Annotated in this window: 12 protein-coding genes; 5 read left to right on the top strand and 7 right to left on the bottom strand. The window is 34.8% G+C overall.

The annotated features are described in order from the left end of the window. Positions 1-36: 36 nt before the first annotated feature. The 3 genes from R1X58_RS09390 to R1X58_RS09400 all read left to right on the top strand — a co-directional run bounded on the left by R1X58_RS09390 (position 37) and on the right by R1X58_RS09400 (position 3,850). Positions 37-1,398 carry a peptide MFS transporter gene (locus R1X58_RS09390; protein WP_240574657.1) on the top strand — a complete coding sequence of 454 codons (1,362 nt, stop codon included), beginning with the start codon at positions 37-39 and terminating at the stop codon, positions 1,396-1,398. Between the two features lie 40 nt (positions 1,399-1,438). Further along, positions 1,439-3,214 (top strand): peptide MFS transporter, encoded by a 1,776-nt coding sequence (locus R1X58_RS09395; protein WP_240574658.1) that lies wholly within the window; start codon positions 1,439-1,441, stop codon positions 3,212-3,214. A gap of 87 nt (positions 3,215-3,301) precedes the next feature. Continuing rightward, positions 3,302-3,850, top strand: a complete 549-nt coding sequence (locus R1X58_RS09400) for a thioredoxin family protein (protein ID WP_240574659.1) — start codon at positions 3,302-3,304, stop codon at positions 3,848-3,850. Between the two features lie 7 nt (positions 3,851-3,857). On the opposite strand, the gene R1X58_RS09405 is transcribed toward R1X58_RS09400, so the two are convergent. Genes R1X58_RS09405 through surE form a run of 5 tightly spaced genes read right to left on the bottom strand, consistent with a single transcriptional unit; the run spans position 3,858 to position 8,662 of the window. Next, a complete protein-coding gene (locus R1X58_RS09405; protein ID WP_240574660.1) occupies positions 3,858-5,888 on the bottom strand; it encodes a ComEC/Rec2 family competence protein in 2,031 nt (676 codons plus the stop codon). 23 nt (positions 5,889-5,911) lie between these two features. After that, positions 5,912-6,487 (bottom strand): C40 family peptidase, encoded by a 576-nt coding sequence (locus tag R1X58_RS09410; RefSeq protein WP_240574661.1) that lies wholly within the window; start codon positions 6,485-6,487, stop codon positions 5,912-5,914. 8 nt (positions 6,488-6,495) lie between these two features. Next, positions 6,496-7,608, bottom strand: a complete 1,113-nt coding sequence (gene lpxB, locus R1X58_RS09415; RefSeq protein WP_240574662.1) for a lipid-A-disaccharide synthase — start codon at positions 7,606-7,608, stop codon at positions 6,496-6,498. Further along, entirely contained in the window at positions 7,609-7,893 is a 285-nt protein-coding gene (locus R1X58_RS09420) for a hypothetical protein (RefSeq protein WP_240574663.1), read from the bottom strand. Then, on the bottom strand, positions 7,886-8,662 hold the full coding sequence (surE, locus tag R1X58_RS09425; protein ID WP_240574664.1) for a 5'/3'-nucleotidase SurE: 777 nt from the start codon (positions 8,660-8,662) through the stop codon (positions 7,886-7,888). Before surE ends, R1X58_RS09420 begins: the two co-directional genes overlap by 8 nt. A gap of 177 nt (positions 8,663-8,839) precedes the next feature. On the opposite strand from surE, the gene R1X58_RS09430 reads away from it, so the two are divergent. Then, complete coding sequence (locus R1X58_RS09430; protein WP_240574665.1) at positions 8,840-10,984, top strand: carboxy terminal-processing peptidase; 2,145 nt, start codon at positions 8,840-8,842, stop codon at positions 10,982-10,984. A gap of 8 nt (positions 10,985-10,992) precedes the next feature. Next, positions 10,993-12,087 (top strand): ABC transporter permease, encoded by a 1,095-nt coding sequence (locus R1X58_RS09435; protein WP_240574666.1) that lies wholly within the window; start codon positions 10,993-10,995, stop codon positions 12,085-12,087. Here R1X58_RS09435 and yihA read toward each other — a convergent pair. Then, positions 12,084-12,695: a ribosome biogenesis GTP-binding protein YihA/YsxC gene (yihA, locus tag R1X58_RS09440; protein ID WP_240574667.1), complete on the bottom strand. Its 612-nt coding sequence runs from the start codon at positions 12,693-12,695 to the stop codon at positions 12,084-12,086. The genes R1X58_RS09435 and yihA overlap by 4 nt on opposite strands. Positions 12,696-12,754: 59 nt before the next feature. Next, positions 12,755-13,519 carry an alpha/beta fold hydrolase gene (locus R1X58_RS09445; protein WP_240574668.1) on the bottom strand — a complete coding sequence of 255 codons (765 nt, stop codon included), beginning with the start codon at positions 13,517-13,519 and terminating at the stop codon, positions 12,755-12,757. Positions 13,520-13,773 lie beyond the last annotated feature (254 nt).

A 13,773-nucleotide genomic window follows, 5' to 3' on the forward strand; every position in this document is an offset into this window, starting at 1 on the left:
TACAGCTTAGTTTTTTAAATAACTAACACAAAATATATGTCAGACGCAATTACTACAACTAAACACAAAGAATTATTTGGACATCCAATAGGACTGTATGTACTGTTTTTTACGGAAATGTGGGAAAGATTCTCTTACTACGGAATGCGTGCCATTTTGGTATTGTATTTAGTAGCCGAAACTCAGGGCGCTAATGCTGGTTTAGGTTGGTCTAACGGCGAGGCTTTAGCTTTATATGGATGGTATACCATGTTGGTTTATGTAGCATCTATTCCTGGTGGTTGGATTGCCGATAAAATGCTTGGGCAAAAGAAAGCGGTACTTTATGGAGGTATTCTTTTGGTTGCAGGACACAGTATTTTGGCTATTGAGCAGATGTGGGCCTTTTACACAGGTTTAGGATTAATCATTGCAGGTGTGGGGATGTTAAAACCAAATATTTCAACAATGGTTGGAGGGCTTTACAGACAAGGAGATGTAAGACGTGATAAAGGTTTTACTATTTTCTACATAGGGATTAACGTTGGAGCTTTTTTAGCCAGTTTAATTGTTGGCTTTGTAGGTGAAGTATACGGATGGCATTATGGATTTGGTTTAGCTGGTATTGGAATGGCTTTAGGTCTTATTCAATATGTTGCAGGTCAAAAACATTTAAAACACGTTGGAAACTTTTTAGGAGGTTCTGAAAGTTCTTCTGACAAAGAATTAATGAACCAACCACTTACTAAAGTTGAAAAGGATAGAGTCGTTGTATTGTTTATTTCGTTTTTATTAGTAATCGTATTCTGGGGTGCTTTTGAGCAGGCTGGAGGTTTAATGAATATTTATGCGATGGACAATACCAACAGAAATTTACTAGGTTGGGAAGTGCCGGCATCTTGGTTTCAGTCGTTAAATGCCATGTTTATTATTTTCTTAGGAACAACTGTTGCTGGCTATTGGGCAAAACGTAAATTACAAGGTAAAGTAGCTTCATCACTGTTTAAAATGATTATTGGTTTAATGATTATGGGAACAGGCTTTTTCTTTATGACGGCTGCTGCGGCGCAATATCAGAGTGCTGGTTCTTCAGCGATGTACTGGTTAGTGTTAGCTTATTTGTTCCATACTATTGGAGAACTTTGTATTTCTCCTGTGGCATTATCATACATTACGAAATTAGCACCAGTAAAATATGCATCATTAATGATGGGTATTTATTTTGCTATGACAGGTTTTGGTAATAAAGTAGCTGGATTATTAGGAGAAGCTTCTGAAAGTTTAGGGGAATATGCCATTTTTACGGGTATTGCTGTATTCTGTTTAATATTCGGTATGCTTGTTATGCTGTTTAGAAATAAATTGGAAGCTTTAACCCACGGGGCAGAAGACAACGAGCGTGAAATGCATGAAGAATAAAATAGAAAAAAAATAGAATTAAATCAACCATTAATTATATATGACGACAGATATTGAAAATCTTTTTAAAGACAAAGTTTTAGGACATCCTGCAGGGTTGTTCGTATTATTTTTCACCGAGATGTGGGAGCGTTTTTCCTTTTACGGAATGCGCGTGTTACTGGTTAACTTTTTAACATTTTCTATTATTGGCGATAACCCGGGGTGGGGCTGGTCTGCAGAAAATGCAGGAGCGCTTTTTGGTACATATGCCATGCTTTTATACATTACCCCAATTATTGGAGGTATTGTAGCCGATAAATTAACAGGCTATCGCTGGGCGGTAATCATTGGAGCCATTATCATGACTTTAGGGCACGCTTCAATGGCTGTAGAAACCGAATTCTCTTTATATTTTGGATTAGGTTTGTTAGTTGTTGGTACGGGATTCTTTAAACCAAATATTACATCTATCATTTCAGAAATGTACAAGAAAAACCCAGAGAAGAAAGATGGTGCTTATACTATTTTCTATATGGGGGTTAATGCCGGGGCGTTCTTCGGAATGATGCTTTGTGGTTATTTAGCTGAAAAAATTGGCTGGTCTTACGGATTCGGTCTTGCGGGAATCTTTATGTTGTTGGGAACGCTTCAATTTGCTTTCTCAGGAAATTTATTTGGACAAATAGGAAAGAAACCATCAAGTAAACATCTTGTAGAAGATACAGTTGATGGCGACGACCATTTAGCTAAAGTAGAAGAGGAAGAGGTAGAAGAAAAGCCAAACCCATTTACATTAGTTGATAAAGTGTTAATTATTATATGCTCTATCGTAGGTTTGGGCTATGCTATTAACGACCCGATGTCTAAAATTGCAGGAATTGATATGTTTTCGGCGTTTAAAGTTGGAGCACTTGAAGGACAGTATGTGGCTGTATTAATCGCTTTAGTGTTGTTCCTGGTATTGGTTATCGGACGTATTTTTAGATATTCAGCAGTTGTTAGAGATCGTATGCTTGCTTTTATTGTTTTTGCATTCTTTACGGTATTTTTCTGGTTATCTTTCGAGCAAGGAGCGTCTTCATTAGTGTTATTTGCACGTGATAATGTAGACCGTGTATTAACAGGAAATTCGGCAACAACATTTAATATCTTTAATGCTATATTAACCATTGTGCCTTTATGTATCATCACTTATGTTTTATACGATTTATGGAAGAAAACTTTCAAAAAAATCCCGTATTCAAATATTGTATTGGTGGTATGTTTCTTATGTATGTGGGCCATTGTAGGCTGGATGTTAGTAAGAGAGTTTACTTCAGATGTATCTGAAATTACTGTGTCATGGTTTAGTATTTTAAACTCATTCTTTATTATCGTATTTGCTTCGTTCTTCTCGAAATGGTGGGAGAGTAAATACAATCCTTCAGCTGCAGCTAAATATGCTTTAGGTTTAATTATCATGGCTGTTGGTTTTGGATTGTTAGCGTTTGGAGCTTACGGTATTCAGGAAGGTGTAAAAGTGAGTATGATCTGGTTAATCTTAGCATATTTATTCCATACGCTTGGTGAGTTATGTTTATCGCCTGTTGGATTATCATATGTTAGTAAGTTAGTGCCAGCAAGAATGATTGCTTTAATGTTTGGTATGTGGTATCTGGCCATTGCTATTGGAAATAAATTGGCAGCTGTTGTTGGTGGACAAATTGAAAACATTACCAAAGAGTATAGTTTATCTACGTTCTTCTTAATATTTACTATTGTACCGGTAGTAGCAGGATTGTTAATTCTGGCATTAAATCCAGTATTGAAAAAATTAATGCATGGTGTGCGTTAATCGAATATAAAGGTTAAATACATTTAAAAAGCTCCGTGTTCGGAGCTTTTTTTGTAAGTTAGGCATAGGTTTTGATACTTAAAGGTTATGAAAAAAATAGGATTTATATTACTGTTAGCTACTTTAACTTCAGTTAGCGGTATAGCACAGGAAATAAAATGGGTAAGCTTGGAGCAGGCTTTAGAGCTTCAAAAGAAAACCCCTAAAAAGATTATGATGGATGTGTATACCAGTTGGTGCGGTCCGTGTAAAATGTTAGATAAAAATACTTTTCATAATCCCGATGTTGCCGATTATGTAAATAAGAATTATTATGCTGTTAAATTTAATGCAGAAGGCAATGACCAGGTGAGTTATAAAGGCAAAACGTTTTCAAATCCCGGATATAAACCAGAATTGGCCAGTCGACGTAATTCGGCTCATGAATTAACAAGATACTTTCAGGTGAGTGCCTATCCAACAATAATCTTTATGGATGAAAAAGGCGATTTAATTGCACCTATTCGAGGTTATCAACAACCTAATCAGTTAGAGTTGTATTTGAAGTTATTCAAAAATGATGATCATAAAGACATGGATTCTCAGGAGAAATTTAACGATTATTATAAGGCGTTTAAACCTGAATTTAAAAGCTAAATATCATTTAATATGAAATAGTAAAGGCTCCCTTTTCACCTGTATAGTGAAAGGGGAGTTTTCGTTTTAAGCAAACCGTTTTCCATTGTTCTACATAAGATTTATAGTTGCTGCCATCGGCAATAATGGTTTTGGGTTTTATGGAATCTATCAGCCGAATTAAGTTAATCTTAGGAGATTGTATTAGTAATACATAATCGGGTTGGAAAGATTTTACATGATATGCGCCTATATTATCTACAATAATTAGTCTTTTTTCGTTTAGTATATAGACAGGGTTAAGAGAATCTGTAGAAACCTTTTTTATGTGATTTGAGACCTTATAATCTTTAATAATATTTTTAAATAAATTAAGACTATCTATATCTGTACTAAAGATTGTTTTGTTATTAATAGTATTTCCGGTTAAAGTATGCCTGCTTTTATGAAAAATAACAAATTCTTGATGAGGTATATGTAGTGATGTATAAATGAAAGCCATTTGTAATCCTATAATTCCGACTAAAAATAGTTTTAAAGAATGGTAACTTTTTGTTTTGTAAAGTAAAATACCGGTAATAATTAGAAAATAGGAAGCAAAAACTTGGAATATATTGATAGGAATGTCTTTGAATACAAACTGATTCTGACTGGTAATCCACGAAATGAATTGGTTTAGTAAGGATATAAGGTAACCAAAACCAGTGTTGAAAATACTTGATGGTACATTCAGAAGAGCTAAAAATATAATCAGTATACCAAAACCAAGAATAAACCCAAGTAGGGGAATGATGACTAAATTCGAAATAAAGAATAATCCGGGAAACTGATGAAAGTAATATAAGCTAATAGGAATAATACCTATTTGAGCAGAAATGGTAACCGTTAATGTATGCCAGTAAAAATTTAGAATTTTATTTTTTGGAGTCCAAATTTTGTAAAGCAGAGGATCGATTGTAACAATAGAAAGAACCGCTAAATAACTGAGTTGAAAACCGACATCGAATAGGAATAAAGGTTTAAATAATAGAATAATAAACATGCTTAATGCTAGTGTATTGTAAATGTTGGTAGGACGTTTTAAGTTTATCGCAATCGCCAAAACGCTAAACATAGTAACTGCTCGGGTTACCGAAGCCGACAACCCTGCTGTAATGGCAAAACTCCATAGCAGAATAAGAAGTAATAGTGTTTTATAGATATTACCATATTTTAAATACTCTATCGGTTTTAAGATGAAGTTTAAAATCATTAGAATAATTCCAACATGCAAACCTGAAACAGCGAGAATATGAATGACCCCTGCATTGGCATAAGTACTATAAACTTCCTCGCTTATATTTTGTTTTTGTCCAAGAAATAAAGCGTTTATTATGGCGAGTTCTTCAGGTTTAAAATGATATGCCTGTAACTTAATGTTGATATGTTTTCTGAGTATATCGGCATAACCAAATATGGTCCTGTTTTTTGACTGAACCTTTAGGAGTTCATTATTGTTTACAGTGAATTGATGATAGATGTATTTCCTATGTAGATAAGCTTTGTAATTAAATTGTCCGGGATTTAAAGTAGTAGGAAGATTTTTAAATTCTGTTTTTGTAATATAGATATCATCAACATGTAATTTGTTGTTGATACTGTCTTTCTGAAGATTCAAAAGTATTTTTCCGGAAACTTGATTGTTGTTTAGTTCAAGAATATCGACAATATATTTGTCGTAATAATGGTTTGATTTTAATACTTCCCGAATTCTAAAAGTTGTTTTAGGTATGGAATCTTCGTCGAGGGTTTTGGTGTAATGGTGTTTGGAATTTATGGGATTATGAAGTGTCACCGTCGATATACCAATACATATCATGGTTAGGTAACTTAATAATCCAAACCAGATGGTTTTCTGAAATTGTTTTTTCGCAATGACATAGCTAAAGAAAAGTAGAACAAGTCCTGTTATTGCTAAAATCAGGCTTAAATTAATTGAGAAGGCATATAGGTAAGCAATGATTATACCTGCAATGAGGCATAGCGTCAACTTGATTATAGTGAAATTGAGTATTTTCATACTCAATAAATATAAGAAAAAACTTATAGAATTCTACGGGCTTCTACAAAGGTATCTGTCCAGTAGTCCTCAGACAGTTTAGAAACAATAACCCCGGCTCTGGTTGTTGCGTGTATAAATTGAATATCATTATCAGTAGTAACGATTAATCCAACATGGTTTATGTTATTTCTGCGGTTAGCGGTTTTAAAAAATAAAAGGTCGCCTTCCTGAACTTTTTTCAAAGGAATCTTATCTCCAAGTTTTGCCATATCGCGAGAGATACGAGGCAAAATAATATCGTAAGCTCTAAAGGATTCAAAAACCAATCCCGAACAATCCATACCTTCAGGAGTTGTACCTCCCCATTTGTATCTTACCCCTTCAAATTGTAAGGCATAATTAGTAATGGCATCAGCTTTACTTATTTCACCTTTGTCTTCCTCGATTGTTTCAGATTCAGTCTTTATAAGTTCAACTTCAGTAGTTAAATTATCATAATTATTTAACGCACGTTTGGCATCAATAACAACTTGGTTATCTTTTTTTCTGGCACTTTTTGAAGATTTACAGCTTGTAAAACCAAGTGTTAAAATAAGTAGGATACAAATACTCCTCATAAAGTATTTTATTTTTTTATTGAATTGTAGATTAATTGAGCTGTTTTTTTGCTGGCACCTTTTCCGCCAAGGGCTTTTTCTAATTCGTAATAATTCAAGAACATTTTTTTACGTTCCGTTTCGTCTAAAATACGAGTTAATTCTTGTTTTAGCCTTTTTTTGTTGAAATCATTCTGAATCAATTCAGTTACGACTTCTTTATCCATAATTAAATTTACTAACGAAATAAACTTTAAAGTTATTATACGTTTTGCAATATGGTATGAAATGGCATTGGCTTTGTAGCAGACAACCTGGGGTATTTTAAATAATGCTGTTTCTAAAGTAGCGGTACCCGAAGTGACTAACGCTGCTGTTGAAATGCTTAATAAATCGTAAGTTTTATTCGATATGAATTTTACGTTATTCGATTTAATAAAAGTTTCATAAAAACTGTAATCCTGACTTGGTGCACCGGCAATAACAAATTGATAATCCTTAAAACTATCAACCATTTCCAGCATCACCGAAAGCATATTCTTTATTTCCTGTTTTCGACTTCCGGGTAACAAAGCAATAATTGGTTTGTTGCCTAAATTATGGGCTTCTCTAAATTTAGTTTCGTTAACCTGATCTCTGTTCGCAATGGCATCGATAAGCGGATGCCCAACAAAGTTTACTTTATAATCGTACTTTTTGTAGAAGTCTTCAACAAAGGGTAAGATAACATACATGGCATCGATGTCGCGTTTAATATCAAAAACACGTTTAGCTCGTGATGCCCATACCTGAGGTGAAATGTAATAATTTGTGGTAATGCCTTCTTGCTTTGCCCATTTGGCAATACGCAGATTAAAACCCGAATTGTCTATAAAAATAAGAACATCTGGATTGTAGGCTTTAATATCTTCTTTGCAAAACGCAATAAGTTTGAAGATTTTATTCAGGTTCATAATCACTTCAGCGAAGCCCATGAAAGCACGTTCTTTATAGTGTTTAACTAGAGTGCCACCAACAGACTGCATAAGGTCTCCTCCCCAAAATCTGATTTCAGCATGAGCATCGACTTCAAATAATGCTTTCATTAGGTTAGAGCCGTGTAAATCGCCTGATGCTTCTCCTGCTAAAATGTAATACTTCATTTAAAAAAGTTTAAAAATAAAGGTAAATACCGCTACAAAAATAGTGATGATTAATACGCCGCGAGCGCGATAATCCTGACGTTTTCTTATAAAGATAAAAAATGCTATTAAATTTAAAACAGCTCCTAAGCTTATAAGTTTTCCTAAAAAGCCTTCGTTGTACGCCGCTTTTATTACGGTTGTAAAATCTTCGCCTTGTCCTAAAAGGGTAGCGATTGATATTAGGCCAATAGCATTGGCGATTAAACCAACGGTAATGCCTATAAAAAGTTCTTTTTTAATCATTTAAATTCCAGGAGTTTAAATTTTGAATGTAATGATGCGCTGTTAAATCGAATTGTACGGGTACAACAGAAACATAACCATTTTCTAAAGCCCACTCGTCTGTATCTTCACCACCATCTAAGTTTACAAATCGTCCAGTAAGCCAATAGTAGTCTTTGCCTGAAGGTGTTTTTCTTTTATCGAATTCTTCCACCCAATTGGCTCTGGCTTGTCTGCAAACTTTAATACCTTTAATATCTTGTTTCGGTAAATTAGGAAGGTTAACATTAAGTACAACACCATTTGGTAAACCATGCTTTAAAACATTTTCGGTAATGGTTTTTACAAAACTTTTGGCAGCTTCAAAATCGGCACTCCATTTGTAATCTAACAATGAAAAACCAATGGCAGGGATGCCTTCGATACCTGCCTCAATGGCAGCACTCATCGTACCAGAATAAATAACATTTATAGAGGAGTTCGAACCGTGATTAATTCCTGAGACACATAAATCGGGTTTACGATGTAATTTTTCTCGAATAGCCAGTTTAACACAGTCGGCAGGAGTACCTGAACAACTGTATTCGGTTTGAGGTCCGTCATCAACTTTTAGCTGTTCAACATATAATGTAGAGTCGATAGTGATTGCATGCCCCATACCGCTTTGCGGACTGTCCGGAGCGACAACTACCACATCTCCAAGGGTATTCATAATTGAAATTAGAGTTCGAATTCCTGGTGCTGTTATGCCGTCGTCATTCGTTACAAGTATAAGCGGTCTTTCTGTCATTTACATTCTGAAAATTGTAACGCTAAAATACATAATTTCCGTAGGATACACTTTATTTATTGTGTTTAACAAAAAATTAGTAGCAAATGCCGGGCTTGGCATACTTTTTTCTTTATTTTAGTAAAAAAATGTCGGACATCTTAGGTGTCGTTGAATATTAACCGAATGAAAAATGTTATGAGAAGGAAATATAAAGTGTTGCTGCTGGCCTTACTTCTGGGGTTTGCATCCTGCAGTTTTACTACAAAAAAGTTTGATAATCCTGATAAAGATAAGTTATTAATTCAAGTTATAACTTTTGTTTTGGAGAATGGACATTATGATCCTGTAATGTTTGACGATACGTTTTCAGAGAAATTATTTAAAAATTATCTAGATGTTTTAGATCCTGTAAAACGCTATTTTTATCAGTCGGATTACGAAGATTTTGCTAAGTATAAATTAACGCTTGATGACCAGATTAAAGCCACGGATATTACGTTTTTCAATGTGGTGCATGAGCGTTTGGTGAAGCGTATAGCAGAAGCTAAAGAGATTTATGCCGAAGTATTGTCAAAACCTTTTGATTACACACTTGATGAATCGTTTAACACCGATTACGAGCAAACAGGCTTTGTGAAAAATAAAGCAGAATTGAAAGACCGTTGGAGAAGACAACTTAAGTTCTCTGCACTTTCAAATTATGACGATATTTATGAGGAAGAGTTAAGAGCAAAAGAAAAAGATCCGTCTCATGTTATGAAAACAGATGCAGAGATTGAGAAAGAAGCTCGTGAATCTACGCTGCGTTCGATAGAGATTTATTTCAACGATAACTTAGAGGATTTTCAACGTGAAGACTGGTTCGCTATTTATGTGAATACGATTGTTGAAGAGTTCGATCCGCACACCTATTATTTGGCTCCAAACAGTAAAGAAGATTTCGATCAGCGCATGTCTGGTAAATTAGAAGGAATTGGGGCGCAACTTCAAAAGCGTAACGACTATATTAAAGTAGTGAGTTTGATTTCTGGAGGTCCGGCATGGAGAAGTCAGGAATTAGAGGTTGAAGATTTAATCTTAAAAGTAAAGCAGGAAGACGAAGACCAGCCGGTAAATATTGTTGGCATGCGTATTAATGATGCTATTAAATATATTAAAGGTCCAAAGGGAACTAAAGTGACTTTAACCGTTAAAAAGGTTGATGGAACCATTAAGGATATTACCTTAACCAGAGATGTTATTGAGTTGGTAGATACTTATGCAAAATCGTCGGTAGTTAAAAAGGACGGAATGACGTTTGGTATCATTGATTTGCCATCGTTTTATGTCGATTTTAAAGATTATAAAAATATCAATGCAGCTAAAGATGTAAAAACCGAGATTGCACGATTAAAATCTGAAGGGATAGAAGGTCTGGTTTTAGATTTACGTAATAACGGTGGAGGATCGTTGCCAACGGTTGTTGATATGGCTGGGTTGTTTATAAAAGATGGTCCGGTTGTGCAAGTGCGTTCAACAGGTAAGGCTAAAGAAGTTCTGGAAGATCGAGATAGTTCAATTTCTTGGGATGGGCCATTAGTAATCTTAGTGAATGAAATATCGGCTTCAGCTTCCGAAATTATGTCGGCAGCTATGCAGGATTACAAGCGAGCTATTATTATAGGAGGTAAGCAAACCTACGGAAAAGGAACAGTTCAGAATGTCATTAACTTAAACACCATGTTAAGAAATAATACGAGTGGCGATTTAGGCGCTTTAGCGTTAACCACTCAAAAGTATTATAGAATTAACGGGGGTTCTGTTCAGTTGGAAGGTGTTAAAAGCGATGTGAAAGTGCCTGGTCGTTTCAGTTTTATTGAAGTAGGAGAGAAGGATAAAGATAATCCTCTACCATGGGATGAAATCGATTCAGCTGATTATACACCTTGGAATTATTTTGATTACGATGCTATTGTAAAAAGCAGTGAAGAACGAATGAAAAATAATCAGCAGTTAAAGTTAATTGAAGAAAATGCGAAATGGGTAAAAGGTAAAATTGATGAAACTGTCGTGTCATTGAATTTTAAAAAATATAAAGCTGAACTGGATTTAAATGAAGAAGAAGCTAAACGATTTGAGGCTATTTCAGATTATAAAACGAATCTTACTTTTAATTCAACATCTTACGAAAGATCGCTTTTTGAAAAGGATACAACCGATTTGAAAGAAAAACGTAACCGCTGGCACGAGAGTTTAAGTCAGGATGTTTATGTTGAAGAAGCTCTTAATGTGTTGGAAGATATGAAAGCGTCTCAGCGTCTTAAAAAGATAGTTACAGCCAATGCTGAGGTGAAAAACTAATATTGTTTATGGGTTATAAATCGAACTCCTTAAAACACTTAGCGCTCCAAAAGTTTAAAAAGAACTTTTGGGGCGTTTTTAGTTTTGGTTTTGTGATTTTTGTGGGGATTATTTCGGTGTTTGCTTATGTGTTTGCTCCAGATAGTTCGCAGCATGCTAATCAAATGCATTTGGCTATCCATTCCAAAAAACCGGGTTTTAAAGTAACAATGTTAACCATTCCATCTCAGTTGCAAATAGAACAAAGTGCTTTTGATAAAATATTCTTTGGAACGAAAACAACCGATACGGAAATTCCTGTTTCAGATTACCAAATAAAAGAAGGAGAGTTAACCTATACAGAATATGCATCTGATGGTTTAAAAGGTGTTGAAAAAACAATAAGTTTAGCTGGTTTTCCTAATCGATCTGTTGATGGTTTTGTAAAGGAGAAAACATTTTTGTTTGGAACCGATAAATATGGGCGTGATTTGTTGAGTCGTATTTTAGTGGGGGCGAGAATCTCCTTTTTTATTGGTTTTGTAGCCGTTTTTATTTCGTTAATTCTCGGGATTTTTATGGGAAGTTTAGCAGGGTATTTTGGAGGTAAAATTGATGCGGTGATTATGTGGGTAATTAATGTAACTTGGTCTATACCAACGTTACTTCTGGTTATTGCTATAACTCTGGCTTTAGGAAAAGGTTTTTGGCAGGTGTTTATTGCTGTAGGTTTAACCATGTGGGTTGAGGTGGCCAGAGTGGTTAGAGGGCAGGTAATAAGTGTTAAAGAGCAGCAATATGTTACAGCGGCCAGGGCTTTAGGTTTTGATGATTTTAGAATTATAGCAAAACATATTTTGCCTAATATTATGGCGCCTGTTATTGTAATTTCGGCAGCCAATTTTGCCTCCGCGATTTTAATTGAAAGTGGTTTAAGCTTTTTAGGTATTGGAGCACAACCACCTATGGCAAGCTGGGGAGCCATGATTAAAGATCACTACAATTATATTATTCTCGGAAAACCTTATTTAGCACTTATACCAGGACTTTGTATTATGAGTTTGGTAATGGCTTTTATGCTTATAGGTAATGCACTGCGTGATGCGTTAGATGTTAAGGCTTAGTTTGAGCTTAATTGCATATTTTCATTAAGTTCATCTATGTAATTGAGAACATCATCTTTACCAATTTCTTTACTCGATGAAGTCACAAAATAATTTGGCATGTCTTCCCATGTTTCCAAAAGAATGTTTTGGTAAGCTTCAATATGATTTTCAATGGCCTTCGGTTTTAATTTGTCGGCTTTTGTAAATATAATTGAAAAAGGGATGCCATTTTCTCCTAACCACTGCATAAATTCTAAATCGATAGGTTGTGGTTCGTGTCGGATATCTACTAAAACGAAGGCTGTTACTAATTGTTCACGTTTGCTAAAATACTCGGTAATAAACTTTTGAAATACCTTTTTTGTGCTTTTCGAAACACGAGCATAACCATATCCAGGTAAATCTACCAGATGCCAGTTTTTGTTAATTAAAAAGTGATTTATTAACTGTGTTTTTCCTGGTTTTCCAGATGTTTTGGCTAAACTTTTTCGGTTGGTAAGCATGTTTATAAGCGACGATTTTCCAACATTACTTCGCCCGATAAAGGCATATTCTGGTAACATGCTTTTTGGACATTTAGCAACGTCGGAGTTGCTCATAACAAATTCTGCAGTTTTTATTTGCATGAGGGTAATTTATATCAGTTTACACGATGTCGTGTTAAATCTTAATTGTGTTTTATTGGCTATAAACTTTTGTTGTTAAGCCAGGCTTCAAGAATTTTGTTGAATTCTTCCGGGTGCTCCATCATGGCAGCATGTCCGCATTTATCAATCCAGAATAATTCTGAATTCGGTAAAAGCTCATTAAATTCTACAGCAACTTCCGGAGGTGTAACCGTGTCGTTTTTTCCCCAGATAATACAGGTTGGTGTTTGCATTTTAGGTAAATCTTTAGCCATGTTGTGGCGTATAGCGCTTTTGGCAATAGCTAAAGTTTTTATAAGTTTATTACGGTCGTTTACTGTAGCGTAAACTTCGTCAACAATCTCTTTTGTTGCTACTTCAGGATCGTAAAAAACATCCTGAGCTTTCTTTTTAATAACTTCGTAATCACTGCGTTTTGTGTAACCGCTACCCATGGCGCTTTCATACAGTCCAGAGCTTCCGGTAATTATTAAAGCTTTTACTTTAGTCGGGTATAATTTGGTGTAATATAAACCAATGTGTCCTCCAAGAGAATTTCCTAATAGAATAACTTCATTGTAACCTTTAAATTCAATGAATTCATTTAAAAAGCCGGCAAAACTTTTAACATTAGTTTTTAGTAATGGCTTAGTGTATATAGGTAGTTCTGGGATGATGACCTTGTAGCCGGTCTGGCTAAAATGTTTTATTACCGAATCAAAATTACTTAATCCGCCCATTAAGCCGTGTAAAACAATAATTGGCGTACCTTCGCCAGCTTCAATATAGCTGTAGTTCTTTTCTTTTTTTAAACGATGCGTCATTAATCAGGTGTCGTTACTTTAAAACAAATATAGTTATTTCATCTATACTTACGGTGATTTTAAACAAATCTCAAAAATAATAGTTTTGGAGAGAGATGTTAATAAAATTGCTGTTGATAAATGATTATGTGTAACCTGTTGATTATAAGTGGGGATTGGGTTTGTGGTAGCATCAAAACGGTTTTTAGCTTCATTTCATCAAAAAATTATCAACAAAGTGGTAAATTGTGGTAAAATGTGGTAAATTTTTCAAT

This window comes from Aestuariibaculum lutulentum (genome assembly GCF_032926325.1).
Taxonomy (GTDB): Bacteria; Bacteroidota; Bacteroidia; order Flavobacteriales; family Flavobacteriaceae; genus Aestuariibaculum; species Aestuariibaculum lutulentum.

Bases quoted from the DNA above. Each gene is read 5' to 3' on its own strand.
- R1X58_RS09435 (WP_240574666.1), top strand. From the start codon at position 10,993: ATGGGTTATAAATCGAACTCCTTAAAACACTTAGCGCTCCAAAAGTTT.
- surE (WP_240574664.1), bottom strand. From the start codon at position 8,662: ATGACAGAAAGACCGCTTATACTTGTAACGAATGACGACGGCATAACA.
- R1X58_RS09420 (WP_240574663.1), bottom strand. From the start codon at position 7,893: ATGATTAAAAAAGAACTTTTTATAGGCATTACCGTTGGTTTAATCGCC.
- yihA (WP_240574667.1), bottom strand. From the start codon at position 12,695: ATGCAAATAAAAACTGCAGAATTTGTTATGAGCAACTCCGACGTTGCT.
- R1X58_RS09445 (WP_240574668.1), bottom strand. From the start codon at position 13,519: ATGACGCATCGTTTAAAAAAAGAAAAGAACTACAGCTATATTGAAGCT.
- R1X58_RS09395 (WP_240574658.1), top strand. From the start codon at position 1,439: ATGACGACAGATATTGAAAATCTTTTTAAAGACAAAGTTTTAGGACAT.
- R1X58_RS09410 (WP_240574661.1), bottom strand. From the start codon at position 6,487: ATGAGGAGTATTTGTATCCTACTTATTTTAACACTTGGTTTTACAAGC.
- R1X58_RS09405 (WP_240574660.1), bottom strand. From the start codon at position 5,888: ATGAAAATACTCAATTTCACTATAATCAAGTTGACGCTATGCCTCATT.
- R1X58_RS09390 (WP_240574657.1), top strand. From the start codon at position 37: ATGTCAGACGCAATTACTACAACTAAACACAAAGAATTATTTGGACAT.
- R1X58_RS09430 (WP_240574665.1), top strand. From the start codon at position 8,840: ATGAGAAGGAAATATAAAGTGTTGCTGCTGGCCTTACTTCTGGGGTTT.
- R1X58_RS09400 (WP_240574659.1), top strand. From the start codon at position 3,302: ATGAAAAAAATAGGATTTATATTACTGTTAGCTACTTTAACTTCAGTT.
- lpxB (WP_240574662.1), bottom strand. From the start codon at position 7,608: ATGAAGTATTACATTTTAGCAGGAGAAGCATCAGGCGATTTACACGGC.